Source organism: Halopseudomonas nanhaiensis, from assembly GCF_020025155.1.
GTDB classification, from domain to species: Bacteria; Pseudomonadota; Gammaproteobacteria; order Pseudomonadales; family Pseudomonadaceae; genus Halopseudomonas; species Halopseudomonas nanhaiensis.
Genome location: NZ_CP073751.1, coordinates 1,880,669 through 1,903,837, shown reverse-complemented (window position 1 = coordinate 1,903,837; position 23,169 = coordinate 1,880,669). Strand labels below are relative to the sequence as shown.

Sequence of the window (23,169 nt, the reverse complement as noted above, 5' to 3'; positions counted from 1 at the left end):
CGCCCCTATCCCGGCTTTTGGCACTTATGTCCCCTGGCCCGGCTTCCGCTGACTAGAATGTTCCTCTAGAATGGAATTCTATTCATACGGAGGAATCGTTCATGAACCAGACGCTGCAGATGTTCGAACAGGCGGGTCCGGCAGCCTTCAGTGCGATGCTTGGCCAGGTGGCACCCTATTTCGCCTCGATCCAGCCCACCATGGATGTGCTCAGAGTGGGGTGCGCTGAAGTGAGTTTTCCCAAGCGGCGCGAGGTGCAGAACCATATCGGTACGGTGCATGCCATCGCCCTGTGCAATGCGGCAGAGCTGGCCGGTGGGACCATGACCGATGTGTCACTTCCTGCCGGCCGCAGGTGGATTCCACGTGGCATGACCGTCGAATACCTGGCCAAGGCCGAGGGCGACGTGAGGGCGGTAGCCGATGGGAGCAGCATCGACTGGAATACGCTCGGTGACATTGTCGTCCCGGTCACCGCTTATGTTGACGACAAGCCGGTGTTCCGTGCGCAGATAACCATGTACATCACTGCGGCCTGACATTCCGCGCCCAGTTCAACCGGGCGCGGATCCTTCTTCGCGGTCATGCCCGCTCCTGCGAGGTTCGATGTGGGCATCGGTTTGGGAGGTAGGAGCTCACCTGGGCACGAAGGCAGAGTCTGCAGATACCCGAACTGCTGCATCAGGTCAGCGTGTCGACTATGCCGCCTTCCACACGCAGCGCGGCCCCTGTAGTGGCCGATGCCTGATGTGAGCAAACGTAGACAACCATGTTCGCGACCTCTTCCGGCGTCGCTGCACGCTGAATGATGGACGAAGGGCGCTTCGCCTTGACGAAAGCGTCGCCGGCCTGCTCGATCGATATACCCTGTTTTTCCGCGGCGGGCCGCAGCAGATCCATCACGCCGTCGGACATGGTCGGCCCCGGCAGCACGGCGTTGACCGTCACACCGGTTCCAGCCAATCGCTTGGCCAGGCCCCGCGACACCGACAAATTGGCGGACTTGGTGAAACCGTAGTGGATCATGTCCTCGGGGATGTTGATGCCGGACTCGGACGACAGAAACACGACCCGCCCCCAGTTCTTCTCGACCATCTTCGGCACGTAGGCGCGCGAGACCCGAACGCCTGCAAGCACGTTGACGTCGAAGAAGCGCTGCCATTCCTCGTCGGGCGTGTCGAAGAAGTCCTGAGCCTTGAAGATGCCCAGGTTGTTGACCAGGATGTCCGCTTCAGGCACCTCGCGAAGCAGCTGTTCACAGCCGGCAGCGATCGATAGATCAGCCGGAACACCACGCACCTGCGCATCCGGTAGTGCTTCGAGCAGGCGATTTACCGCCTCCGTGACCCGTTGCCCGGTCCGGCCATTGATGACTACGCTGGCGCCGGCAGCGGCCAAGCCATGCGCGATAGCGAAGCCAATTCCCGCAGTAGAGCCGGTGACCAGTGCCGTTTTGCCAGACAAATCAATACGCATTGCTTACACTCCAGACAGTTAATCGAGGACAACCAGCATGAGCGACCAGATGAGCGATGACGCCCTGCAGGCGCTGAAAATCGCATTCACCTATATGCCCAAGCCGATCGAAGTGAATCGTTACGAGCACGGCGACGAGTATGAACGCATTCTCTCCGATATCCAGACGGTGCGGGAAATGCTGCTGGTCAACGGCGTGGATCCGGATGAAGTGGAAGGCGAATTGCGCCCGGATTCGACTCCGAATTCGTCATACTGAGCCCACGTCCGCCGACAGGAAGCACCTATGCGCGCACATTATTTACAACATGCCCCGTTCGAAGGACTGGGCAGCATCGAAAGCTGGCTCCGAGAAGCGGGCTACGGCATTACGGCGACCCAGCTGTATTCCGGTGACCTTTTACCCGATACCGACCAACTGGATCTGCTGATCGTCATGGGCGGGCCGATGAGTGTGAACGATGAAGCCGAGTATCCCTGGCTGGGGCCGGAAAAAACGTTCATACGCAGCGTCATCGACGCGGGCAAGCCCGTGCTGGGTATATGCCTGGGTGCCCAGCTGATTGCCAACGTAATGGGCAGCCAGGTGTACCCCAACGGCGAGCGGGAGATCGGATGGTTTCCTGTTCAGGGGTTGGCTCACGCAGGCGCTGACGTTTTTAGTTTTCCAAGTGAAGCGATGGTCTTGCACTGGCATGGTGAGACCTTCGAACTCCCCTACGGGGCTGTACAGCTCGCCCGCAGCGAGGCCTGCGACAATCAGGCATTCCAGCTGGGCCGTCACGTCATCGGGCTGCAATTTCATCTGGAAGCGACGCCGGGCCTGCTGACAGGCTTCGTCGAGTCGTCCGGCGACGACCTTACCCCGTCGCGCTATGTCCAATCTGCAGACACCATCCTGGCTACCGATTCCAGTCGGCTCGAGGCGGCAAGCCATTTGATGGGAAAGGTACTCGAATATCTTCACGGGAGCGTCACCGATGCGATCTGACAATCAACCGCTCGGCAGCTCGGGCATTCTGGTCCTCCTGATGCTTTTCGTCGGCGGGCTGCTTACCGGATGCGTGCGGCTCCCGGACGGTATCGAGCCAGTGCAGGGCTTCGAGCCGGAGCGCTACCTTGGCACCTGGTACGAAGTAGCCCGGCTGGACCATTCCTTCGAGCGTGGACTGAGCAGCGTGACTGCGCACTACAGCAAGCGGGACGACGGCGGGATCACGGTGCTCAACCGGGGGTACGATGCGGAGAAGGGCGAGTGGAGCGAGGCCGAGGGCAAGGCGTACTTTGTGGAATCGGAGGATGTCGGTCATCTGAAGGTCTCGTTCTTCGGTCCCTTCTATAGTGCGTACGGCGTTTTCGAACTGGACGAGGCGTACCAGTACGCCTGGGTTGCCGGTCATGATCGGGATTATCTCTGGCTGCTCGCGCGTTCCCCCGAGCCGGATCAGCAGATGGTGGACCGGTTTGTGCAGCGTGCGGCGGAGTTGGGTTACGACACAGGTGAGCTGATATTCGTCGAACACGAAATGAACGCTACACTTGATCAGTGAAGTGGCCGGCGATTGGGCTGCTGCAAATGGATTCAGACCAAAGTCTAGGTTGTCACCCAGCCGAAGCGGTCCGAAACTTGCGAATTACTAAAATTATAATCAGGAGTCTTGCATGAACGCGGTGATCCTGCTGCTTGTGGGCCTGGGCACCATGGCCCTGGGGTACTTCGTCTACTCCAAATTCATTGCCGAGAAGATCTATCGCCTCGATCCCGACTATCGCACGCCCGCACATGAATTCGAGGACGGTGTCGATTTCGTCCCTACCAACAAGTTCGTACTCTGGGGTCACCACTTCACATCCGTTGCAGGCGCGGCACCCATCGTCGGCCCGGCCATCGCGGTCATCTGGGGCTGGGCGCCGGCCTTTCTCTGGGTCGTGCTGGGCACCGTTTTCTTTGCCGGCGTGCACGATGCCGGCGCCATCTGGGCCAGCGTACGGAACAAGGCGAGATCGGTCGGCTCGCTGACTGGCGATGTGGTCGGCAAGCGCGCCCGCAGCATCTTCATGATCGTGATCTTCCTGGTACTGCTGATGGTCAATGCCGTGTTCGCGGTAGTGATCGCGCGTCTGATGATGAACTTCCCGACTGCAGTTCTGCCTGTCTGGGGAGCGATCATCGTGGCGCTGATCATTGGTCAGTTGATCTATCGTCGCATCATCGGCCTTGGACTGGTCTCGGTAGTCGGGGTCATCGCCCTGTACGCGCTGATCTGGGCAGGCCCATCCGTTCCCTTGCAGATGCCTGAAGAAGTGGCGGGAATGTCCGGCAACGCCGTCTGGATTCTGCTGCTGTTTGCCTATGCGGCGATTGCCTCCATTCTGCCGGTGTGGGTCCTGCTGCAGCCGCGTGACTATATTAATGGCCTGCAGCTGTTTGTCGGCCTGATCATCCTGTACGGCGCAATTTGCGTGCTGAATCCGGCCATGATCGCGCCGGCGTTCAACGACAACGTGCCGGCAGGAACCCCGTCGATCGTACCGCTGCTGTTCGTGACCATCGCGTGCGGCGCCATCTCCGGCTTCCATGGCCTGGTTTCCTCGGGTACTACCTCCAAGCAACTGAACCGCGAAACCGACGCTCGCTTTGTTGGTTACTTCGGCGCAATCGGGGAGGGCGGCCTGGCGCTGGCAGCGATCCTGGTAGCGACTGCCGGATTCGCCAGCCTCGCCGATTGGCAAGCGATGTACAGCGCATTCGGCCAGGGCGGCGTTACCGCATTCGTCGAGGGCGGGGCATATATCATCCACCACGGTCTGGGGTTGCCGGAAGTAACCGCCGCTACGCTGCTCACGGTCATGGCAGCGCTATTTGCCGGTACCACCATGGATACCGGTCTGCGCCTGCAACGCTACATCTTCCAGGAGTGGGGTGAGATCTATAACCTGGATTGGATGAAGAAGCCGTTGCCTGCCACGCTGCTGGCGGTTGGCTCCTGCATACTGCTGGCGTTCGGCGCCGGCGGCGCAGACGGCTCCGGCGGCATGATCATCTGGCCATTGTTCGGCACCACCAACCAGCTGCTGGCGGGTCTGACTCTGCTGGTCATCACGGTGATGCTCGTGCACCTGCGCCGGCCGATGTGGTACACGCTCGCGCCGTTGTGCTTCCTGCTGGTCATGACGGTCACCGCGCTCATCTTTCAGCTGCGTACCTTCTATGAGCAGGGCAACTGGTTCCTGCTGTTCCTCGACATTGTCGTGCTGATTGCGGCGGTTCTCGTCGCCATGGAGTGTGCGGCGTCATTGAAGCGTCACCGCGCAGCCGTTGTCGCCGAGAGGGGAGAATGAAACGCGGGACTTTTCCGCGTGCGCCTCGGGCCTGGCTCAGCCAGGCCCGTTTCTTTCTCGAGGAAGCCTATAGCGCGCGGTACCGAGGCGCGATCGCTAGAGCTCGGCGCGATGAAGACGACCTGTTCATGCTGCTGGTATTTGGCGAGATGATGGGCGTGCCGAACCCCGCTGCGTACTACACGCTCGAGTTGCAGCCGCTGCTGCTCGAGCGGTTCCATGACTGGCACCGGCGTCAGGGCATGGAGCATTCCCCGCTGGACCACTTTCGTTGCTGCTGAGCCTTGTTTGAGGACCGATCATGTTTGATCTGCTTGAACGCCACCTGTTGTGGGTCGGCGGCAAGGGAGGCGTGGGCAAGACCACTGTCTCGGCCGGCCTGGCAATCCTTGCCGCGCGCCGCGGCAAGCGCTGCCTGATCGTCTCGACCGATCCTGCGCACAGTCTGGGAGACGCATTTGATCGCCCGCTCGGTCATTATCCTCAGTGCATCCTTCCGAACCTGGACGCCATGGAAATCGACCCGGACGCCGAAGTCGACGCCCATCTGGCGAACGTGACCGAGCAGATGCGGCGCTTTGCAGCGCCGGAGATGGTTAGTGAGCTGCAGAGACAGATGCAGCTCACCCGCCATTCGCCGGGCACCCAGGAAGCAGCTCTGCTGGAACGGATCGCGAGGCTGGTCACCGACCAGAGCGATGGCTATGACCTGATCATCTTCGACACTGCGCCTACCGGCCATACGTTGCGGCTGCTGACGCTCCCCGAGGCGATGGCGGCGTGGACCGATGGGCTGTTGTCCCATAACAAGCGATCGGAGGAACTGGGCAAGGTGCTGAAACACCTTACGCCTCGGAGCGGTCGCGATGTTGCCAGCCCGTTCGCCGATCCGCGCGAGGAGCGGCTCAGCGATCTGGATCAGAAGACCCGCGATGTTGCGACAGTGTTGCTCAACCGGCGCAGGCTGTTCCACCAGGCTCGCCGGCAGATCGAAGACCCGGCACGCAGCGGATTCATGTTCGTGCTGACGCCTGAGCGTCTGCCGATCCTCGAAACCAGCAGGGCGGTCGCAACGCTGCGCGAGGCCGGCGTCCCGGTTGCCGCCGCGCTGGTCAACCGAGTCATTCCGGACACCGCCGATGGTGAATTCCTGCGTCGCCGGCGCGAGCAGGAAGCGGTTTACCTCCAGCGCATCGATGAAGAACTCAGCGATCTGCCGCGGCCCCGGCTGCCGTGGCTGGAAACCGATGTGCAGGGGATAGTCATACTCGAACAGATCGCCGAGCGGCTCGAAGCAGAAGGGTTCTGATACGGCATCTGCAAGGACATGGGCGTCGAGGTTCATCGCCCATGTCCTTCGAGGCACCGCGATCGTCAACCATGCGAGCAGATTGACCGAATGTCCCGGCGAGGCGACAGCTCGTCGAGTCAGCTTTGGCATGGGCACCGCAAGCAGATACCCTACGCTCATTCAAACGTCGCCCAGGGATCGGGGAACATGACGCCAGACATCGCCACTCTCATGCTGGTCCTCGCGCTGACCACCGTCATATCGGTCGTCGGTCTGCTGGTCGCCAGCTTTCTCAATCGCCAGATCGTCGCTATCCGATACTGGGCAGGTGGCCTCACCGTATTCATTCCGGGCCTGCTCTGGCAGGTGTACAGCCCGCCACTGCCGCTGTGGATCAGTGCCGTGATCATCACCCAGGCTTACTTCATCCTCTGGTGGGGGACGCGCTGTTACCGTTTCGGCCAGGTCCAACCGCAGTTCTACAAGGTAATGCTGCTGCTCTGTCTGATCCAGGGGAGCGCGTTTTTCGCCTTTCAGGATTCGCTGCGCATCAGCATCATGATTCACAGCGCCATTGTCGTAGGGGCGTGCCTGGTCACTACACTGGAGGTTCTGCTGCTTCGGCTTCGACAGCGTGCCCTGTTGCTGGCCTGGGTGATCCTGTGGGGCGTACACGCCGCCGTCTACCTCAGGCGTTTCCTCACCTACGCTCTGAATCCGGATTACGTCAGTGTCTCCAGCATGCAGGCCGCCTCGTCCATCGAAGCGGTGAATTACCTCGAAGGCATTGCCTTCATATACGGTTTCTCCCTGATCTGTTTCATCTTCACCACGCTGCGGCTTCAGCAGGCACTGCGTAGACAGGCTACGCGCGACCCGTTGACTGATCTGCTCAATCGCCGGGCGTTCGAAGAGGCGGCCGGCAGACATCTGGCACAGGCGCGACGCTTTCGACGCCCGCTCAGCCTGCTGCTCATGGATCTGGATCGCTTCAAGTCAATCAACGATCAGCACGGACACAAGGCCGGCGATCTCGTGCTCCAGGCGTTTGCGCTGCATCTGGAGAAGCATCTGCGCGCAACGGATCTCCCCTGTCGATTCGGCGGGGAAGAATTTGTCGTATCGCTCCCGGACACCGATTTGGCCCAGGCCGGCGAGCTGGCTGAACGCATCCGCGAGGCGTGGCAGGACGTGTTAGTCGACACCGGAGGCACGCTGCTGAAATCAACGGTATCCATCGGGATGGCCTGCGTCGAAAAACAGCGTGGGTATCTGCTGGATGATGTGGTGGAACGTGCAGATCATGCGCTGTATCGAGCAAAGCAGCTTGGTCGAAACCGTACCCATGCCTGGCAGGAAGGTTTGCGCCTGTCGAGTCTCGACAGCATCATCTGAGCCAATGGCGCGCTTGTTTTTTTCTGCTCTGCACCATAGAGTACTTTGCAGAATATAAAAACAATGCGAGATCCACATGTCCCCGTCTGCCGAAGAGGCCGCCCGTGCTTTGCGCGAGATAGCCACCATCCGCGCCCGCGCCGCCGGTTTTCAGGACTACCGTGCCGAGTCCAGCCAGCTCGTCCTCTGGGGCATCTGTTATTCGCTGGGCTTTCTGCTCACCGGTTTATTCCCCTCCCTGATTCTTCCGATCTGGATGATCGTCGTCATCTGTGCGCTGGTTCTGGGCACGTTCATGGCCTGTCGCATCAATCCCGAGATACCTGGTATTGCCTGGCGGTATCTGACCCTGGTCGGTGCCATCCTGGTGTTCTGCCTTCTGCTCAATATCGTCATGTGGCCGATCAGCGCCGAACAGAGCCTGATGATCGGGCCACTGTTCGTGGCTGCGCTGTACATCATCCGCGGGGTCCATTTGCGACCGCGCTATCTGGCCCTGGGTGCGCTGCTCGCAGTCACCAGCGTTGCCGGCTTCTTCGTCTTTCACTTCATCTTCTGGTGGTGGATGGCAGCGACCTTCGGTGGAACGCTCATCCTGGCGGGCCTCTGGCTGAGGCAGCAGTGATGCAGAATCCTGACGAGATAATCCACCAGCCGGTCAGGCTGAAGATCATGGCTGCGCTCAACACGCTAGAAGCGGGGCATTGGCTCGAATTCGTGGTACTGCGCTCGATTGTCGACACCACGGACGGCAATCTCGGAGCACATATCTCGACGCTCGAAACGGCCGGCTACGTGAAGGTTTCCAAGGACTTCGCGGGCAAGAAGCCGCGCACGCGGGTCAAGTTGAGCCCCCAGGGTCGCGAGGCCTTCGGACAGTACGTTGCCACGCTGCACGCCATCCTGGCGCCACAGGATCTCGATTCGTCAAATTGACTCAACCGATAACAAACATAACAAGAGGGGTTCCATGTACATCCATACCGTCCGTTCGTTGACTACCCGCTGGCAGGCCCGGCTGCGGCTCGTTGCTTTACTGACACTGCTCGGTTGCAGTGGTCTGTCCGCCAGTCTGGTGCTTGCCCAGGCAGAGCAGGAAGCCGCCTCGCCGGCTGCGGTCGATCAGCGGCTAGCGCCGGTGTCGGCCGGGCAGGGCGAGCCTCCGGCAACGTTCGGGGTCCGCGAGATGTTCGAGCAGGCCGACCTGGTGGTCAAGGCGGTCATGGTGTTGCTGATTCTCTGTTCGCTGCTCACCTGGGCGGTGTTGCTGGAGAAAATCATCGTCTTCGGCAAGGCGCGGCGCGGGAATCAACGGTTCCTGCGGGCGTTCCGGGGGGGTGATACCGCCGCCATGCAGGAGCAGGCGGAGCAGAGTGCGATGGGCCGCATGTGGCAGGTGGCGCAGGCAGAGTTGCACCACTTCGGCCGTCGCGACAACCCGCCGGCCGATCAGATCAACCGCATGCTGCAGCGCATGTCGTTGACGGCCAGTATCGTTCAGGAGCGCGATCTTGCCCGATTGGGCAGCATGATGGGCGTACTCGCGACAATTGGTGCCACAGCTCCCTTTATCGGTCTTTTCGGCACGGTATGGGGCATTCTGAACAGCTTCGCCAGCATCGCCACATTGAAATCGGCGAGTCTGGCTGTCGTCGCGCCCGGCATTGCCGAAGCGCTGCTGGCTACGGCGCTGGGTCTTTTTGCAGCCATTCCTGCGGTCATGATCTTCAACAAGTTCGCCCGCGACATCAACGGCTTCGTCGGCTCCCTGGATAACTTCTCTGCCGAAATGATCGCGTCCGCCTCCCGTCAGATGGATGGAGTGCGCTGAGATGGCGATTCATTTCGACTCAGGACCGACGGTCAAGCGGCACAACTATCAGCAGAACGCGGAAATGAACATCACCCCTTTCGTCGACGTGATGCTCGTTCTGCTGATCATTTTCATGGTGGCTGCTCCGTTGGCCACTGTGGATGTACCCGTGGATTTGCCGAGCAATGCAGCGACGCCGGCGGCCCCACCCACTGACCCCGTTTATGTCAGCGTCCAGGCCAACGGCGAGTTGTTTCTGCAGGAGGAATCGGTAACGCTCTTCGATCTGCAGTCCGCTGTCGACACCCTGACGAATCGAAACGTCGAAACCCGAATGTTCCTGCGTGGTGATCAGGCGGTCGATTACGGCACACTGATGCGCGTCATGAATGCGCTGCAGAAAGCAGGCTACACGCGGATCAGCCTGGTTGCCGCGGAAGAGCTGGATCCCTGATGAAAGACCACGCCAGCACTGGCTGGCCACTTCGTCTGACCGTGGTGGTGCTCTCCCTGGCTGCCCACGCAGGTCTGGCTGCGTGGGTACTGAGCGAGCGCTTCGCTCGGCCGGTTCTGCAGGACGAAACGATCGTCGCTATCGAGGTCATCCGACCGCCTGAACCAGAGCCGGAACCTGAGCCCGAGCCGGAGCCGGAACCGGAACCAGAGCCAGAGCCAGAGCCGGAACCGGAACCAGAGCCAGAGCCAGAGCCGGAACCTGAACCTGAACCTGAACCTGAACCTGAACCGGCACCCAGGCCGGCGCCCAAGCCGCAGCCGGCTCCACCAAAGCCGTCTGGCCCGCCGAGCTATTCCTTTGGCGAGAATCAGCAGTGGGCAGCGCCGCCTCCGCCAACAGCGACCGGCAGCAGCGCTCGCGGACGCCCGGTGCCCTCCGACTATGCCGATACAGTGAAGAACCGGGTGATCGCCAATCTGAAGCGGCCCGAGGGCTCTGTGTACAAGCCGCCACCGGGCTACAAGGGCGATCCCAATGACTTCAAGCGGCAGTGCTACATCCCGTACGAGATCACCATAGATCAGACCGGAAAGGTACTCGATTTCGAGATAGATCGTTGCGGAGACGAGGTGCTGGACGCGGCTGCGGAGGCGGCCATACGACAAGCCGGGCCATTTCCGCCGCCGCCGAATCAGGGCGGGACCCGGTACACCATTTACGGCACAGCCATATTCATAAAATAAGCGGAGACTGCCATGCGTGTGATCTTGACTAGAACAGGCCTTGCTGGCTTCGCCGCCATGCTGGCTGCGTGCGGCTCTCCGGATGTCGTCCAGATGACCCCTATCGACAAGGGGCCACGCGCTTTCGAGCCGGTGGTGGAAGGGTTTGCCAGTTTCGAGTGCTCCGGTGCACTGCCTGCCGTACATCGCACAATCTGCTCCAGTGAGCGTCTGGCCCAAGCCGACCGGGAAGTCGCGGCCCTGTATCGCCAACGCTTGCGTGGTCTCGATGTGCCTGGCGCCTTGCTGCTGGAGGCGAGCCAGCGGCAATGGCAACTCAGTCGAGCAGCGCAGTGCCAGCCGGACGCCTCGGCGGCAGAAGACGCACAGGCCGAAGCCTGCCTGCTTGCCATGTATCGACAGCGCCGCGCCGAGCTGCGCGATTGGCCGGAAGCCGACGCGTTGCAGCAAAGCGGGCCTCATGCACTGGCCAGCTATGCCGAATTTCGACTTGCCGACGCAGCGACTGGTGGCCAGTGTGAGGCGATGGGGCAGGCCTTGAACGACGACCTGCGCCAAAACGGCTGGCCCGATCCAGGGCGTATTCAGGGGGTGACGCGGCTCGCGGGTACTCACGCCCCTGGCAACCGTGCAGAGGTGGCGGGGAGCACGATCGAGGTAGCCGTGCATGACGCAGGCCCGTTCGGTGGATACGAGATTCGCCCCCGCGGATTGAGCATTGACGGCAGACCGGTAGCGGATGACCGCACCCTACCCAGGTGGGTGGCCGAGCAACCCAACTATGGCGGCCGCGCGCATGCGTCTTCCTCGCAGACCGGCGACTATGGATCGCTGGACGTATTCCAGCGCGACGGCAGACTGTACGTTCTCATCAACGAAACCTGGGGCTTCTACTCGCCCGCCGCGCGAGGCGAGTCTGCCTACGCCGGTTTGTACGAGGTCCGTGACGGGGGGCTGGAACGCCGCTGCCTGTTTCAGACGTATCTGACGCCGCCCCGCACCAATACGCTGGCGGGTCTCGATGTATACGCGCAACTCGATACCCAGTTGCAAGCGATTGCTGGCGAGCCGCTGCCGGACTTCGCTCAGCATGAGCGACGCGACAACTATCAGAGCTGGAAGGAGCGGCAATGGACGTTGCTCAATCTGCCGCTGCTGGGCGCTGACGGCTGGTCTCGCTATGGCCGTGAGGGCGCCATCCGTGCCCGTAACGATCAGGCCATGGACGCGTTCTTTGCCTGGTCGGAACGAAACCTCCGAAACAAGCTGATCTACCGTCGCGTCATGCCTCTGTTGCTGCCAGCCCATCAGGAGCTGCGCACCATGTTTGCCGAGCAGGGGCTGTCCGAGCAGGACAGTCTGCGCGCCGCTGACCTGCTTTTGCACGAAACGTTTGCCAGAGCGATGGAAAACCTGCGCACGCCCGAGTCATCCGTGGATATGCCGTTGCCGGCCAACGCCCGATACACGCCACGCTTTGCGATCGCGCCAGCGCCGGGTGATCTGGAAAAGGGCAGACAGTTCGCCACGCTGCATAGCGTCCTGCTGAACAATGCGCCAGCGCAGGTAATTCGCGATTTTATCGACTATGAAACCAGCGCTCTGGGAGCGGACCGGGGCAGAGGGCCGGATGCTGATTCGGCAACCATGGCTGCGGTCGCTACTCCGCAAGCACTTGCGTTGCTGCTGCAGGCTGGTTTCGAGCCGGATCAGCAGAACGTCTGGGGCAAGACTGCATTGATGACTGCTACCCAACTAGACCAGCCGGAGAGCGTCGCCATGTTGCTGGGAGCGGACGCTGATGTACATCGCCAGACCACACCGAATGCCGAGGCCGGTGTTGGCGGACCTGACCGCAAGGAGGCCAGCCAGGCACGTCAGACCGCATTGCTGTTCGCCGCTGAGAATGCTGGCGCGCAAGTCATTGATGCGCTCCTTCAGGCGGGCGCGGCGCGCGAGGAATGGGCGGGATATGATCGCCAGGTTTGCAATCGCCTGCAGAATAATACGCGGCTGGATGAGGCTGCGCGGTCGGGGCTGCGCGAGCAACTGTGCACCACTGAGTACGAGCCCGCTCTGACACGCGCCAAGCCGGGCAACCTGCATGCTGGCGAAGTGTATGTGGTGCGCGATGGCGAGGAGGAATACCCGGTCATTCTGAAGGAGCGGCCGGCCATGTCGTTGTTCGGCAGTCCGCGACAGATCAGCCCGGCCGATCTCGCCAAGCGGCTTCGCAAGATAGGTACGACAGTTGGCACCGCCGCGGTCCGACGAGGCGGAGCGAAACTCACCGGGCCACTTACGCTGGTGTTCGACGATCTTGCAGCCAATACTGAACAGCTGCTGAAACTGAAGGTCAGTTTTCCTGTGAGCGCCGGTACGACACCCGTCGGCGGTTACACGCTGGACTCCAGTGGGCCGCTCAAGGTATTGGCCGTTACCTTCGATCCTCAGCGCAACGATGTCGAAGGGACCTGGAGAGCTTTGCTCAGTGCGGCCTACACCCAGGGCTTCACGCCAACCGGCAAGGGCTTCGTCACCATCGACATCCGAGGCAAGCCGGTTACCGAGTATCAACTGGTGGTCAACGAGAACCAGCAGTAACGACAAACGCGGCGCCACGCAGCGCCGCATGGACAAACGAGATACGACAAATCAGATACTCAGTCGGCATTCTCCTTTTGCTCGGCATGTTGAGCGGATGTGCCACCAGCCTGCCGGACCATGACCTGCCGCCCAGCTTCACGTTGCCGGCGCGGCAGGACAACGTCATCAGCAGTTATGTGCGAAGCCGTCAGACGGATGCGACAGCGTCGGGGTTCGTGCTGCTGCAGGCCGGTGCAGATGCACTCGCCGCGCGGCTGCAACTGATCGAAGCTGCTCAGCAGAGTCTGGACCTGCAGTACTACATCTATAATCAGGACCGTACCGGTGCGCTGGTTGCCGAACGCCTGCTCGGCGCAGCGGACCGCGGCGTGAGAGTGCGGCTACTGCTCGATGACCTCGGCAACCAGCTCGATGGCGAGCGTCTTGCCGCGCTGGATCGTCACCCCAACATCGAAGTGCGTCTGTTCAACCCGCTGACGCTGCGTCAGAGATGGCTGCGAAACCTCAGCAAGGTCAGCGAGTTCGGCCGAATCAATCATCGTATGCACAACAAGCTGATGGTCGCGGACGGGCAGATGTTCATTACCGGCGGCCGCAACATTGGGGACGAGTACTACGCACTCAGCGCCAGCAACTTCCGCGACCTCGATATTCTCGGCATGGGCGCCGTTGTACCCAAGGTGGCGAGCAGCTTCGACGAGTACTGGAACAGCCGCAAGTCGCTGCCGGTCAGCATGCTGGAACGGCGGGTCGGGCGTACCCGCCTGCAGGCTCTGCGGGCGCGCCTGGCTCGCACAACCTCCAGCTTCGACGAGGCGAACTATCGTCGGCAGATCGAAGCGTCCATGTTCCGGCGATTCCTGCAAACCAGGGCCATACACTGGCAGTGGGGCGTGGCCGACTGGATGTATGATCCGCCAGCCAAGGCCGACCCGTTCGACCAGCTCAACACCGTACCACTCGTAGGCCGCAGCCTCGCGCGTCACGCCAGCGAAGCCGACGGCGAGCTGCTGGCCATAACCGCGTACTTCATTCCCGGGGAAGAGGGCCAGAACTTTCTATTGCGTCTGGCCGACAGCGGCGTGGCAGTCAAGGTGTTGACCAACTCACTGGCGACGACCGATGTCGTGGCGGTGCATAGCGGCTATGCACCTTATCGCGAAGGCCTCCTGAAGGGAGGGGTGCGTATCTGGGAACTCAAGCCGCCGTCTGAGCAGCGACGCGACGTGCAGGCGTTTTTCAACGAGTCGACGGCGAGCCTGCATGCCAAGGCGTTCATATTCGATCGTGAGCGCGTGTTCATTGGCTCTATTAATCTCGATCCCAGGTCGATCTCCTTGAACACAGAGTCGGGCGTGCTGGTGTATCAGCAGGCACTCGCCAGTCAGACGGCCGATCTGTTTGATCTGTGGACCACGCCGGATATCGCCTACGAGCTCAGGCTGCAGGATGGCGATCTGCGCTGGGAGGACGATCATCGTACCTGGAGCAGGGAACCGCGCGCCGGTACATGGCGGCGGCTCGGAGCATGGCTATTTCAGTGGCTGCCGATCGAGAGTCAGCTCTGATCTCAGAGCAGCGGGCTCATGAAATACATCAGCCGCTCCAGCGCTCGGGCCGCGCGACTGCGCTGGGCCCACCGCTCGGGCAGCAATTGCTCGCTTTGAGCCCGATAGGAGGCGAGCAGAGCGGCGACTTCGCTGCAGCCTTTCGGGCTGGTCAGTGCTACGGTCAGTTCGAAATTGAGCTGGAGGCTGCGAATATCCAGATTGACCGATCCTACCAGCGCCAACTGGTTGTCCATCAGCATTGCCTTACTGTGGAGCAAGCCACCGTCGAACAGCAGAATCTCGACTCCGGCGTCAAGCAATTCACCGAAGTAGGACCGGCTGGCCCAGTTGACCATCATCGAATCGTTGCGCCGCGGCACCAGCAGTTGGACCCGCACGCCTCGGCGCGCAGCCTGACAGAGCGCGTCTAGTATGGTTTCCGACGGGACGAAGTAGGGCGTGCTGATGATGATGCGATGGTTCGCCCGGTAGATGCCCAGCAATACCGTCTGACTGATCAGATCTTCACCAATGCCGGGGCCCGACGGTATGACCATCAGCCAATCGGATGACCCTCGCTCCATGACTTCCGGTTCAGGCAATCGTCGTTCGCCGGTTTCGACCTCCCAATCCCAGGCGAACACCTTCGCCAGACCCGCCGCAGCCTGACCGTCGACCCTGAGCATCACGTCGACCCACTGACCGACTTCCGCGTCCTGCTTGAAATGGGCAGGATCGGCGATGTTCATCGAGCCGGTATAGGCGATCCGGTCATCGATCACGATAAGCTTGCGATGCAACCGCAGGTCGATGCGGCTAGCCAGTGCCCGCCATAGCCGCACAGGGAGCGCCGCGACGACCTGCACGCCGGCCTGTTCCAGCCGCTTGCGTTCGTCCGAGCCGAGAAAGGACCGGCTACCGGCATGGTCGATCAATAGTGATACCGATACGCCTCGCCCACAGGCCTCAACCAACGCTTCCACAAGTTCGTCGACGCGTCCGCCCGGATGCCAGATGTAGGTTTCGATGCGGATGCTGTGTTGAGCGCTACGCACGTCCTGGCAAAGCTCGTCGAAGATTGCGTCGGGCGAATCGAGTAGCCGCAGATCCGAATAGCTCTGGGCGGCGATGCCGACCTGGGTTATGAGCAGCTGATTGACGGCGCGAGTCAGCTCTCCACCCGGGAGCGGTGCAGGCAGCGCGGTTCCGCTGCCCGGCAGGCTCAGATAGGGCTCAACCATGTTAGCGGCGCGTTCGGCACGCTTTCTCCCGAGGTTCAGTTCCCCGAACAGCAGATAAAGTACCGCTCCCACCACCGGTACGATAAAGATGACCAGCAGCCAGGCGAGCGTGACGCTGACCGGGTTGCGCAGCGCAATGATCCGCGCTGTAACCCCTGCGGTGAGAAGCCAGTAGAAGACGGCGACAAGGATTCCGAAGATGTTCTGGAGGTTTTCCATTCTGCTCCGTCAGGACTGCCCGGCTGCGCGAGTACTACAGGCAATTGTCAGGCTTGGGCAATCCGGCTAGTTTACTCACCAGTTTGGCAGGGCTTCCGGGAAACAGTTTCAACAGATACAGGCTATTGCCCTTGTCAGCGCCCAACTCCTGACCGATGAACTTCACCAGCGGGCGCATGGCAGGCGACAACTGATACTGCTCGTAGAATCGACGCACCGCGAGCAAGACCTCCATATGGGCGGGCGTGATGGCGATACCTTCGCCATGGCCAAGCGACCGTGCGGCCTGTTCGCTCCAGTCGGAAAGGTCGACGAGGAACCCCTCGTTATCCAGTTCGATGGTCCTGCCCTCGATCGACAGAAAGCGGCTCACCAGCTTATGACCTTCTCATGTGCCACACACAACTCGACGAACCGCGGGTAATCGATGAGCTGCACTCGGGCCGGAACAGCATCCAGCGCGAGTCCGCGCCCCAGCAGGTCGCTTTCGATCGCATAGATTCTGATGCTGGCTGGCAAGAAACCCAGTGCCTGGCTCTGGTTGGTGGCTGGGAGAAGGGCATATACGGCATCTTCAAGCAGCAACAGGTTCTGGCCGGCAGCGATGGCGCGCAGACAGCTGGCGAAGCTTGGATCGGTGTGCGGCGCATGGCGCAGGAGGTGGAGCATCAAAGAGAGACTACCTGGTCATAATTCTGCAGCAGCAGAGAAATATCGCTAGGGCTGACCCCACGGGCGTCCAGCAGGCACTCGTTGGAGGCAATGCCTCGCTCACCGAGAGAATGCCGGCAGACCATGATGTCCTCGACCCCGAACATGGGCAGTGCCTGAAGGTTCGCTGACAGCGATTTTATCGAGAGCTGATGCGCATCCTGCCCTTTCAGTAACTGGAGCACCCCGTCGTCCATGAACAGAATTCCGGTCGGCACGCCGAACGCCGCGGCGGCCAGTGCCACGTCCAGCGCTTCACGGGCTGCAGCGCGCGCAGGCGGTTGTCGAGTGATGATCAGAAGGCTTCGCATGGTCAGGTCCCGAACGTCACGGCGCGGTCGGCAGTCTGCAGTGCCTCGATCCACTGTCCCAGGCCGGACAGCTCCCATGGCTTTCCGGTATTGCAACCGGAGCGGTTCCAGCGCTGTGCTTCATCCTGATCGAGAACGCCGCGCTTGAGCGCAGCAGCGATGCAGATGACCGCGTCGAGCTGGTGCTGGTCGACGAATTCGCGCCATTGCAGATGAATGTCCGCTTCGTCCTGAGGGGTCACAGCAAACTCGGTCGCCAGCTGTACACCATCGCGGTAGAAGAACAGGTGGCTGATTTCGTGACCCTGGCCGATGACCGCCCGAGCGAAATTCAATGCCGTGCGAGCGGCTGGATCCTGGGGGCCGGCGAGGAGGGCGATAGCGAATTTCATCTGTGCGACCGTCGAAAACAAGGAGGCCCGCATAAGCGGGCCCCGGAAGTATAGCCAAACTGCTGGTCAGTCGTCGCTACCGAAGATGCCGAGCAGCTGCAGCAGGCTGAGGAAGAGGTTGTAGATGGAAACGAACAGGGTGATCGTCGCCATGATGTAGTTGTCTTCACCGCCGTGGATGATCGCACTGGTCTGGTACAGGATCACAGCCGAGGAAAACAGCACGAAACCAGCGGAAATGGCGAGCTGCAAGCCACTGATCTGGATGAAGAAGCTGGCCACCACTGCGCAGAGCAGTACGATGAAGCCGGCCATGATGAAGCCCGACAGGAAGCTGAAATCCTTGCGGCTCAGGATGGCGTAAGCCGAGAGGCCGAAGAACACCAGCGCGGTCATCCCCAGCGCCATCGTCACCAGTTGACCGCCGTTGGGCAGCGAAAGGTAGGCATTGAGAATCGGCCCGATGGTGTAGCCCAGGAAACCGGTAAAGGCGAAGGTACTGACCAGACCCCAGCCGGAGTTGCGCAGCTTGGTGGTCAGGAACAACAACCCGTAAAAGCCCACCAGGGTGATGATCAGACCCGGGTGCGGCAGGTTGAGGCTCATCGAAACGAAAGCAACCATGGCACTGAACGCCATGGTGATGGCCAGCAAGCTGTAGGTGTTGCGGAAAAGCTTGCTGACTTCCGCCTCGCTGACCGCAGCATGCTGATATGCGCTAGGTCGCTGTTGTGTGTTCATATGCAAACTCTCCAAATGGTGACAATAGATGGTCCTTCACGACTGCAATCGATCATACCGGCTGGCCGTTTCAAATCAAGCTTCAGCCGCTTGAACATGCGGTTTCAGGCCTGGCGCTTTGTCACAGAGTGCGTCAAACCGGGCAGACCATCCGGCCGCGCTCTTTTTGCAAGCGACGGATGCAGTTCGCGCTTTAGACCATTGACTGAACTGGAGTTTCCGGTAGTATTGCCGGCCGTGGAGGGATGGCAGAGCGGTTGAATGCACCGGTCTTGAAAACCGGCGAAGGTGAAAGCCTTCCCAGGGTTCGAATCCCTGTCCCTCCGCCAATAAATGAAAAAGCCCGGCTTGTGCCGGGCTTTTTCGTTTTACCACAGGTCTTTCGGCGAAGCCTTCGCTGAATGAGCCTGCACCGCAGCCAGGGAACGCTAGTCAGCCCTGCGGACTGTGCTCAATCTGCTCGCAATACCGACGCAGGTTATCCGTCAGGTCTGGGGGGCATACGCCGCACTGGCGATTGCCCGGCACGGCGTGGTCAATAAATTTGGGATATGGCAGGTTCAATCCGTCCATGATCTCCCTGAAGCGTTCCAGCGATATCGCTTCGCCCAGCCGAGGGTTACGACGCTTTTCCTGGGCAATGGTCGAGACTCGACGGTCCTGATAGTCATGCGCCGGGTACACCAGCGTATCGTCCGGGAGCGCGAACAGCTTCTGGCGGACACTTTCGAACAGATCGTCGGCGCTGCCGTTCTGAAAATCCGTACGGCCGCATCCATCGATCAGCAATGCGTCCCCGGTGAATAGCCGATCCCCCAGCAGATACGCGAAGTGACCGTCGGTATGACCCGGGGTGTGGATGGGTTGCAATCGCAAATTGCCCACGACGAGGTCCTTGCCTTCTTCTACACCAACGTCGGTGCAGGGTAACGCATCGATCGCTGGGCCCGCGATGAGCGAACCTGTTCTCTTCTTCAGCTCCAATCCTGCGGTGATGTGGTCCGCATGAATGTGAGTATCGAGCGAGTACGCCAGCGTCAAACCCAGCCGAGCCAATTCGGCCAGATCGCGGTCTACGGCCGATATGACCGGGTCTATCAGCACGGCCTTGCCGGTTTCCTCGCACCCTAGCAGGTAGGTGTAGGTTGAGGATACGGGTTCGAACAGCTGGCGAAAGATCATGGTGGCCTCGTCGGTTGGTTGGTTAGCGCGTCTGGCTGTCGAGCGCGGAGAGCAAGGCAAACTTTTCCCGGTCGATCTCGCCGCGTGTTCTCACGCTCTGGCGGCGCGAAATCGACAAGGGCGGGCACCAACCCTGTATGGCGTGTCGAAGCCGGAAGGGCAGCACGATCCCTGGCAGCAAGAACCATTTCGTGCTGACCGTCAGAGGCAGTACCAGACCGGACCGGACCGGACCGGACAAGGCGATGGTCGATGCGTTGACCTCCAACATACGTTCAACGTCCCATTCCCGATCGAGCTCTTCGAGATGGAGCGCGACGTGTGACGCTATACGATATATTGAAATATATAACGATATTGCGTACTGTCAAGGTCGCTTTTAAAGAGGGCTTTGGCATGACGGCGTCGACAATAGATATGACGGAGCTTCGCAAGTCCGCTGGCGAGGCGAGTGCGTTGCTCAAGGTGCTGGCCAACCCCGAGCGCTTACTGCTGCTGTGCCAAATGTCCCAGGGCGAACTCGCTGTGTCCGAGCTGGCTGCAACAACGGGCGTGGAACAACCAACACTGTCGCAGCAATTGACGGTACTGCGGCTCAACGGGTTGGTGGCCACGCGGCGAGAGGGTAAGCAAGTGTTCTACCGAATCACCAGCCAGAATGCGCTGCAGGTGATGGAAGTGCTCTACGCACTGTACTGTCAACAAGCGCCTCACGAGGAGGGGATGAGATGACTATAGATTGGCTGAACTTCACTCCCTGGGCCTCACTGGCGGGCGGCATGTTGATTGGACTGGCCGCAGCCATGTTCATCTTGCTCAACGGGCGCATTGCCGGCATCAGCGGAATCATCGGCGGGTTGCTGCGGCCGGCGAAGGGAGACGTTCTCTGGCGGGTGGCATTCATCGCCGGACTGATAGTGGCACCCCTGGTGTACGCGAACGCCTTCACATTGCCGCCCGTTGAGGTCAATGCAAGTGCGGCGATGCTCATTGTCGCCGGCTTGCTGGTAGGGGTGGGCACGCGCTATGGCTCGGGCTGCACCAGCGGCCATGGGGTATGTGGGCTGGCACGGCGGTCGCCGCGTTCGCTGGTGGCCACACTGTCGTTCATGGCGAGTGGTTTCTTCACTGTCTTTGTCACGCGTCATCTGCTTGGTTGAGGCTTCTACATGAATATTCTGAGCGCATTTATTGTCGGGCTGATATTCGGTTTCGGGCTCATCCTGTCGGGTATGACCGATCCATCCAAGGTGTTGGGTTTTCTTGATGTAACCGGCGTATGGGATCCTTCCCTTGGCTTGGTGATGGGCGGTGCCATCCTCGTGTCGAGCGTAGCGTTCTTCTTTGCGTCGAGGCGCACCAGAGCGGTGCTTGGTGACGAGATGCGCTTACCTTCCGCCACTCGGATCGATCGACGACTGGTGCTGGGTGGTCTTGCCTTCGGGGCAGGGTGGGGGCTGGCGGGTTACTGCCCGGGTCCGGCAGTTGCCTCGTTGTTCACCGGGATGGTGGAGCCGGTCATTTTTGTAGCAGCAATGCTGGTGGGTATGGCGTTGTATGAACTGCAGTCGCGCATGACCGCCAGGTCTGCGCATTCGTAACCATGCGGCACGGCACGCGATGGCTCGTCTGGTGCGCAGGCTCGGACGACCGTCTAGGCCCCCCTGGGAACTGGACCAGCAGCCGGCCTACCGATGGTGGTTGATCAACGCGATGCTCCGCAGCACCTTTTCAATGTGCGCCAGCGCTTCCGGATTGGCGAGACCGTCCAGATTGCTTGGCTTGTCATGGCCGTTGACCAGCCGCGCGACGGCGATTTCGACCTTTTTCCCCGACCGGGTATAGGGGATGTCAGCTACCTCGACGATATGCTTCGGCACATGCCGGGGGCTCGCGCCGCTGCGGATCCGGCTTTTCAGTCTGGAGACGAGCTCCTCGGTAAGCCGCGAGTCGCTGACCAGTTGCACCAGTAGCAGGACTTCGACATCACCGTCGATCTGGCGACCGATCACGAGGCTGTCCTTGATTTCCGGGACGGTTTCGACCTGACGATATATTTCTGCGGTTCCGATCCGTACGCCGCCCGGGTTGAGTGTGGCGTCGGAGCGGCCGTAGATGACCGCGCCGCCGTACGCGGTGAATTCGATGAAGTCGCCATGCGCCCACACGCCCGGGAAGGTACTGAAGTATGCGTCGTGAAAGCGTTCACCGGTCGTGTCGCCCCAGAAGTACAGCGGCATGGAAGGAAGCGGGGCCCTGCACACCAGTTCCCCTCGGCCTTCCTCCAGGGCGATGCCCCGGTCGTCGAAAGCCACCGCGTCGACGCCGAGAAGCCGGCATTGGATTTCTCCTCGCCGCACGGGAAGCAGCGGGCTTGCGCCGACGAAACTACCGCAGATGTCCGTTCCGCCGGAAATTGAGCCGAGCAGCGCATTCGGCGCGCCGTGGGCATATACCCAGTCGTAGTCCTCGGGCAGGAGAGGGGAGCCGGTGGAAAACACCACCCTGAGCAAGGTCTGATCCAGGGCCTTTGCCGGTGTCAGTCCTGACTTGCGGCATTCGGCCAGGAAGCGGGCGCTGGTCCCGAAATGCGATACGCGCTCGCTGGCGACGATCTGCCACAGCTTGTCCAGGGCCGGGTAACCTGGCGATCCGTCCACCACGACCAGCGATGCACCGGCGAGCAGCGCAGACGCTTGCCAGTTCCACATCATCCAGCCGCAGGTTGTGAAGTAGAGCAACCGGTCGCCGGGCCGCACGTCGCCGTGCAGAATCAATTCCTTGGCATGGGTCGCGAGTATGCCTGCGGCCCCGTGCACGATGCACTTGGGTTTGCCGGTTGTGCCGGATGAATACAGGATATAAACCGGATGGTCCGCAGGTAACGCCGTGAAGCTGGGCGCAGCGCCGCGACCGGCCGCGAGGGCCTCATTCCAGGTCGTGACAAGCTGATGCGGCACGGGCTGCTCGTCCGGCAGTTGTCCGACGCTGACAACAGTCTTCAGCGAAGGCAGAGCGTTGATGACCTCGACGAAGTCGTATTGGCGACTGAATCGCTTGCCGGCGTAGCCGTAACCATTCACGACGATCAGGGCGCTCGGTTCGATCTGACCGAAGCGGTCGGTGATTGCAGCCAAGCCGAAGTCCGGTGAGGCAGACGACCAGATCGCGCCCAGGCTGGTTGCCGCCAGCATCCCGACGATTGCCTCATATCCGTTGGTGACGATACCTGCCACGCGGTCGTTGGCAGTCAGTCCCTTGCTTCGAAGAAACGCCTCGAGCGCCCCGACATCCTCCTTCAACTGCCTGAAAGAGCGGCGCATGACGGGTCTGGTTTCGCTGTAAGAGACAATCGCTTCGTTGTCTGCACGACCTTCGTCGGCGAAGCGCAGCAGATTCTCGGCAAAGTTGAGCGTCATGCCTGGAAACCACGTGGCGCCTGGCATGTCCCGATTGCCGAGAACGCGGGAAGCGGGGCGGTGGGAAACCAGGCCGCAGAAGGCCCAGACGTTAGCCCAGAACGGCTCCAGCTCGGCAATCGACCAGGCGTGCAGCGCATGGTAATCGGCGAACGCGCCTAGCCCCTGGTCTTCGAGCCAGGTCGTGAACTGTCCCAGTCTGCACTCACGTATCAGCGCCTCGGACGGAGACCAGACGATTTCGGATTCTGACGACGCATTCATGACCTGCCCCTTGTC

28 protein-coding genes and 1 tRNA gene are annotated in these 23,169 nt (G+C 60.9%); 19 read left to right on the top strand and 10 right to left on the bottom strand.

The window, feature by feature from the left end; all coding sequences use genetic code 11:
• The first annotated feature begins 101 nt into the window (after nucleotides 1-101).
• Complete coding sequence (locus KEM63_RS08590) at nucleotides 102-539, top strand: hotdog fold domain-containing protein (protein WP_223650711.1); 438 nt, start codon at nucleotides 102-104, stop codon at nucleotides 537-539.
• A gap of 142 nt (nucleotides 540-681) precedes the next feature.
• On the opposite strand, the gene KEM63_RS08585 is transcribed toward KEM63_RS08590, so the two are convergent.
• Nucleotides 682-1,476, bottom strand: a complete 795-nt coding sequence (locus tag KEM63_RS08585; RefSeq protein WP_223650709.1) for an SDR family NAD(P)-dependent oxidoreductase — start codon at nucleotides 1,474-1,476, stop codon at nucleotides 682-684.
• A gap of 37 nt (nucleotides 1,477-1,513) precedes the next feature.
• On the opposite strand from KEM63_RS08585, the gene KEM63_RS08580 reads away from it, so the two are divergent.
• The 14 genes from KEM63_RS08580 to KEM63_RS08515 all read left to right on the top strand — a co-directional run bounded on the left by KEM63_RS08580 (nucleotide 1,514) and on the right by KEM63_RS08515 (nucleotide 14,692).
• The gene (locus KEM63_RS08580; protein ID WP_223650707.1) at nucleotides 1,514-1,735 is read left to right on the top strand and encodes a hypothetical protein; all 222 of its coding nucleotides are present in this window, start codon (nucleotides 1,514-1,516) and stop codon (nucleotides 1,733-1,735) included.
• A 27-nt stretch (nucleotides 1,736-1,762) separates the two neighbouring features.
• Nucleotides 1,763-2,467 (top strand): type 1 glutamine amidotransferase, encoded by a 705-nt coding sequence (locus KEM63_RS08575; protein ID WP_223650704.1) that lies wholly within the window; start codon nucleotides 1,763-1,765, stop codon nucleotides 2,465-2,467.
• Entirely contained in the window at nucleotides 2,457-3,026 is a 570-nt protein-coding gene (locus KEM63_RS08570) for a lipocalin family protein (RefSeq protein ID WP_223650702.1), read from the top strand. The genes KEM63_RS08575 and KEM63_RS08570 overlap by 11 nt, the downstream gene beginning before the upstream one ends.
• A gap of 112 nt (nucleotides 3,027-3,138) precedes the next feature.
• A complete protein-coding gene (locus tag KEM63_RS08565; protein ID WP_223650700.1) occupies nucleotides 3,139-4,818 on the top strand; it encodes a carbon starvation CstA family protein in 1,680 nt (559 codons plus the stop codon).
• A complete protein-coding gene (locus tag KEM63_RS08560; protein WP_223650698.1) occupies nucleotides 4,815-5,099 on the top strand; it encodes a cory-CC-star protein in 285 nt (94 codons plus the stop codon). The genes KEM63_RS08565 and KEM63_RS08560 overlap by 4 nt, the downstream gene beginning before the upstream one ends.
• A 20-nt stretch (nucleotides 5,100-5,119) precedes the next feature.
• Complete coding sequence (locus KEM63_RS08555) at nucleotides 5,120-6,127, top strand: ArsA family ATPase (protein ID WP_223650697.1); 1,008 nt, start codon at nucleotides 5,120-5,122, stop codon at nucleotides 6,125-6,127.
• Between the two features lie 189 nt (nucleotides 6,128-6,316).
• Nucleotides 6,317-7,504 (top strand): GGDEF domain-containing protein, encoded by a 1,188-nt coding sequence (locus KEM63_RS08550; RefSeq protein ID WP_223650695.1) that lies wholly within the window; start codon nucleotides 6,317-6,319, stop codon nucleotides 7,502-7,504.
• A gap of 76 nt (nucleotides 7,505-7,580) precedes the next feature.
• Nucleotides 7,581-8,129 carry a hypothetical protein gene (locus KEM63_RS08545; protein WP_223650692.1) on the top strand — a complete coding sequence of 183 codons (549 nt, stop codon included), beginning with the start codon at nucleotides 7,581-7,583 and terminating at the stop codon, nucleotides 8,127-8,129.
• Nucleotides 8,129-8,440 carry a winged helix-turn-helix domain-containing protein gene (locus KEM63_RS08540; RefSeq protein ID WP_223650690.1) on the top strand — a complete coding sequence of 104 codons (312 nt, stop codon included), beginning with the start codon at nucleotides 8,129-8,131 and terminating at the stop codon, nucleotides 8,438-8,440. Before KEM63_RS08545 ends, KEM63_RS08540 begins: the two co-directional genes overlap by 1 nt.
• Nucleotides 8,441-8,474: 34 nt before the next feature.
• Nucleotides 8,475-9,335, top strand: a complete 861-nt coding sequence (locus KEM63_RS08535; RefSeq protein ID WP_223650688.1) for a MotA/TolQ/ExbB proton channel family protein — start codon at nucleotides 8,475-8,477, stop codon at nucleotides 9,333-9,335.
• Between the two features lies 1 nt (nucleotide 9,336).
• Nucleotides 9,337-9,771, top strand: coding sequence for a TonB system transport protein ExbD (exbD, locus tag KEM63_RS08530; RefSeq protein ID WP_223650680.1), 435 nt, complete (start codon nucleotides 9,337-9,339; stop codon nucleotides 9,769-9,771).
• Entirely contained in the window at nucleotides 9,771-10,517 is a 747-nt protein-coding gene (locus tag KEM63_RS08525) for a TonB family protein (RefSeq protein ID WP_223650678.1), read from the top strand. Before exbD ends, KEM63_RS08525 begins: the two co-directional genes overlap by 1 nt.
• A gap of 12 nt (nucleotides 10,518-10,529) precedes the next feature.
• Complete coding sequence (locus KEM63_RS08520) at nucleotides 10,530-13,121, top strand: lysozyme inhibitor LprI family protein (RefSeq protein WP_223650676.1); 2,592 nt, start codon at nucleotides 10,530-10,532, stop codon at nucleotides 13,119-13,121.
• Between the two features lie 86 nt (nucleotides 13,122-13,207).
• Nucleotides 13,208-14,692 (top strand): phospholipase D family protein, encoded by a 1,485-nt coding sequence (locus tag KEM63_RS08515; RefSeq protein ID WP_223650675.1) that lies wholly within the window; start codon nucleotides 13,208-13,210, stop codon nucleotides 14,690-14,692.
• Between the two features lie 2 nt (nucleotides 14,693-14,694).
• Here KEM63_RS08515 and cls read toward each other — a convergent pair whose 3' ends face one another.
• The 6 genes from cls to KEM63_RS08485 form a co-directional block, all read right to left on the bottom strand.
• Complete coding sequence (gene cls / locus KEM63_RS08510) at nucleotides 14,695-16,134, bottom strand: cardiolipin synthase (protein WP_223650674.1); 1,440 nt, start codon at nucleotides 16,132-16,134, stop codon at nucleotides 14,695-14,697.
• Nucleotides 16,135-16,168: 34 nt separating this feature from the next.
• Nucleotides 16,169-16,507 (bottom strand): TusE/DsrC/DsvC family sulfur relay protein, encoded by a 339-nt coding sequence (locus KEM63_RS08505; protein ID WP_223650673.1) that lies wholly within the window; start codon nucleotides 16,505-16,507, stop codon nucleotides 16,169-16,171.
• Nucleotides 16,504-16,803, bottom strand: a complete 300-nt coding sequence (tusB, locus tag KEM63_RS08500; protein WP_223650672.1) for a sulfurtransferase complex subunit TusB — start codon at nucleotides 16,801-16,803, stop codon at nucleotides 16,504-16,506. The genes KEM63_RS08505 and tusB overlap by 4 nt, the downstream gene beginning before the upstream one ends.
• Complete coding sequence (gene tusC, locus KEM63_RS08495) at nucleotides 16,803-17,156, bottom strand: sulfurtransferase complex subunit TusC (RefSeq protein ID WP_223650671.1); 354 nt, start codon at nucleotides 17,154-17,156, stop codon at nucleotides 16,803-16,805. The genes tusB and tusC overlap by 1 nt, the downstream gene beginning before the upstream one ends.
• Nucleotides 17,157-17,158: 2 nt before the next feature.
• Complete coding sequence (tusD, locus tag KEM63_RS08490) at nucleotides 17,159-17,548, bottom strand: sulfurtransferase complex subunit TusD (protein WP_223650670.1); 390 nt, start codon at nucleotides 17,546-17,548, stop codon at nucleotides 17,159-17,161.
• Nucleotides 17,549-17,614: 66 nt separating this feature from the next.
• Nucleotides 17,615-18,289, bottom strand: a complete 675-nt coding sequence (locus KEM63_RS08485) for a Bax inhibitor-1/YccA family protein (RefSeq protein WP_223650668.1) — start codon at nucleotides 18,287-18,289, stop codon at nucleotides 17,615-17,617.
• Between the two features lie 239 nt (nucleotides 18,290-18,528).
• Here KEM63_RS08485 and KEM63_RS08480 point away from each other — a divergent pair.
• Nucleotides 18,529-18,618: transfer RNA gene (locus KEM63_RS08480), tRNA-Ser, on the top strand.
• A gap of 103 nt (nucleotides 18,619-18,721) precedes the next feature.
• On the opposite strand, the gene KEM63_RS08475 is transcribed toward KEM63_RS08480, so the two are convergent.
• Together KEM63_RS08475 and KEM63_RS08470 are read right to left on the bottom strand one after the other, a co-directional pair.
• Nucleotides 18,722-19,471: an MBL fold metallo-hydrolase gene (locus KEM63_RS08475; RefSeq protein WP_223650666.1), complete on the bottom strand. Its 750-nt coding sequence runs from the start codon at nucleotides 19,469-19,471 to the stop codon at nucleotides 18,722-18,724.
• A gap of 22 nt (nucleotides 19,472-19,493) precedes the next feature.
• Complete coding sequence (locus KEM63_RS08470; protein WP_223650665.1) at nucleotides 19,494-19,742, bottom strand: hypothetical protein; 249 nt, start codon at nucleotides 19,740-19,742, stop codon at nucleotides 19,494-19,496.
• 125 nt (nucleotides 19,743-19,867) lie between these two features.
• On the opposite strand from KEM63_RS08470, the gene KEM63_RS08465 reads away from it, so the two are divergent.
• The 3 genes from KEM63_RS08465 to KEM63_RS08455 are packed head-to-tail and all read left to right on the top strand — an operon-like array spanning nucleotide 19,868 to nucleotide 21,072.
• Nucleotides 19,868-20,203 (top strand): ArsR/SmtB family transcription factor, encoded by a 336-nt coding sequence (locus tag KEM63_RS08465; RefSeq protein WP_223655849.1) that lies wholly within the window; start codon nucleotides 19,868-19,870, stop codon nucleotides 20,201-20,203.
• On the top strand, nucleotides 20,200-20,631 hold the full coding sequence (locus KEM63_RS08460) for a YeeE/YedE family protein (protein WP_223650664.1): 432 nt from the start codon (nucleotides 20,200-20,202) through the stop codon (nucleotides 20,629-20,631). The genes KEM63_RS08465 and KEM63_RS08460 overlap by 4 nt, the downstream gene beginning before the upstream one ends.
• A 9-nt stretch (nucleotides 20,632-20,640) precedes the next feature.
• Nucleotides 20,641-21,072, top strand: coding sequence for a YeeE/YedE family protein (locus tag KEM63_RS08455; protein ID WP_223650663.1), 432 nt, complete (start codon nucleotides 20,641-20,643; stop codon nucleotides 21,070-21,072).
• Between the two features lie 87 nt (nucleotides 21,073-21,159).
• Here the strand turns inward: KEM63_RS08455 and KEM63_RS08450 are convergent, their stop codons facing one another.
• Nucleotides 21,160-23,154 carry an acetoacetate--CoA ligase gene (locus KEM63_RS08450; RefSeq protein WP_223650662.1) on the bottom strand — a complete coding sequence of 665 codons (1,995 nt, stop codon included), beginning with the start codon at nucleotides 23,152-23,154 and terminating at the stop codon, nucleotides 21,160-21,162.
• Nucleotides 23,155-23,169: the final 15 nt, after the last annotated feature.

What these genes read in the sequence shown, in the direction of transcription:
- KEM63_RS08590 (WP_223650711.1), top strand. Translation starts at nt 102, where the DNA reads ATGAACCAGACGCTGCAGATGTTCGAACAGGCGGGTCCGGCAGCCTTC.
- KEM63_RS08585 (WP_223650709.1), bottom strand. Translation starts at nt 1,476, where the DNA reads ATGCGTATTGATTTGTCTGGCAAAACGGCACTGGTCACCGGCTCTACT.
- KEM63_RS08580 (WP_223650707.1), top strand. Translation starts at nt 1,514, where the DNA reads ATGAGCGACCAGATGAGCGATGACGCCCTGCAGGCGCTGAAAATCGCA.
- KEM63_RS08575 (WP_223650704.1), top strand. Translation starts at nt 1,763, where the DNA reads ATGCGCGCACATTATTTACAACATGCCCCGTTCGAAGGACTGGGCAGC.
- KEM63_RS08570 (WP_223650702.1), top strand. Translation starts at nt 2,457, where the DNA reads ATGCGATCTGACAATCAACCGCTCGGCAGCTCGGGCATTCTGGTCCTC.
- KEM63_RS08565 (WP_223650700.1), top strand. Translation starts at nt 3,139, where the DNA reads ATGAACGCGGTGATCCTGCTGCTTGTGGGCCTGGGCACCATGGCCCTG.
- KEM63_RS08560 (WP_223650698.1), top strand. Translation starts at nt 4,815, where the DNA reads ATGAAACGCGGGACTTTTCCGCGTGCGCCTCGGGCCTGGCTCAGCCAG.
- KEM63_RS08555 (WP_223650697.1), top strand. Translation starts at nt 5,120, where the DNA reads ATGTTTGATCTGCTTGAACGCCACCTGTTGTGGGTCGGCGGCAAGGGA.
- KEM63_RS08550 (WP_223650695.1), top strand. Translation starts at nt 6,317, where the DNA reads ATGACGCCAGACATCGCCACTCTCATGCTGGTCCTCGCGCTGACCACC.
- KEM63_RS08545 (WP_223650692.1), top strand. Translation starts at nt 7,581, where the DNA reads ATGTCCCCGTCTGCCGAAGAGGCCGCCCGTGCTTTGCGCGAGATAGCC.
- KEM63_RS08540 (WP_223650690.1), top strand. Translation starts at nt 8,129, where the DNA reads ATGCAGAATCCTGACGAGATAATCCACCAGCCGGTCAGGCTGAAGATC.
- KEM63_RS08535 (WP_223650688.1), top strand. Translation starts at nt 8,475, where the DNA reads ATGTACATCCATACCGTCCGTTCGTTGACTACCCGCTGGCAGGCCCGG.
- exbD (WP_223650680.1), top strand. Translation starts at nt 9,337, where the DNA reads ATGGCGATTCATTTCGACTCAGGACCGACGGTCAAGCGGCACAACTAT.
- KEM63_RS08525 (WP_223650678.1), top strand. Translation starts at nt 9,771, where the DNA reads ATGAAAGACCACGCCAGCACTGGCTGGCCACTTCGTCTGACCGTGGTG.
- KEM63_RS08520 (WP_223650676.1), top strand. Translation starts at nt 10,530, where the DNA reads ATGCGTGTGATCTTGACTAGAACAGGCCTTGCTGGCTTCGCCGCCATG.
- KEM63_RS08515 (WP_223650675.1), top strand. Translation starts at nt 13,208, where the DNA reads ATGTTGAGCGGATGTGCCACCAGCCTGCCGGACCATGACCTGCCGCCC.
- cls (WP_223650674.1), bottom strand. Translation starts at nt 16,134, where the DNA reads ATGGAAAACCTCCAGAACATCTTCGGAATCCTTGTCGCCGTCTTCTAC.
- tusB (WP_223650672.1), bottom strand. Translation starts at nt 16,803, where the DNA reads ATGCTCCACCTCCTGCGCCATGCGCCGCACACCGATCCAAGCTTCGCC.
- tusC (WP_223650671.1), bottom strand. Translation starts at nt 17,156, where the DNA reads ATGCGAAGCCTTCTGATCATCACTCGACAACCGCCTGCGCGCGCTGCA.
- tusD (WP_223650670.1), bottom strand. Translation starts at nt 17,548, where the DNA reads ATGAAATTCGCTATCGCCCTCCTCGCCGGCCCCCAGGATCCAGCCGCT.
- KEM63_RS08485 (WP_223650668.1), bottom strand. Translation starts at nt 18,289, where the DNA reads ATGAACACACAACAGCGACCTAGCGCATATCAGCATGCTGCGGTCAGC.
- KEM63_RS08475 (WP_223650666.1), bottom strand. Translation starts at nt 19,471, where the DNA reads ATGATCTTTCGCCAGCTGTTCGAACCCGTATCCTCAACCTACACCTAC.
- KEM63_RS08470 (WP_223650665.1), bottom strand. Translation starts at nt 19,742, where the DNA reads ATGTTGGAGGTCAACGCATCGACCATCGCCTTGTCCGGTCCGGTCCGG.
- KEM63_RS08465 (WP_223655849.1), top strand. Translation starts at nt 19,868, where the DNA reads ATGACGGCGTCGACAATAGATATGACGGAGCTTCGCAAGTCCGCTGGC.
- KEM63_RS08460 (WP_223650664.1), top strand. Translation starts at nt 20,200, where the DNA reads ATGACTATAGATTGGCTGAACTTCACTCCCTGGGCCTCACTGGCGGGC.
- KEM63_RS08455 (WP_223650663.1), top strand. Translation starts at nt 20,641, where the DNA reads ATGAATATTCTGAGCGCATTTATTGTCGGGCTGATATTCGGTTTCGGG.
- KEM63_RS08450 (WP_223650662.1), bottom strand. Translation starts at nt 23,154, where the DNA reads ATGAATGCGTCGTCAGAATCCGAAATCGTCTGGTCTCCGTCCGAGGCG.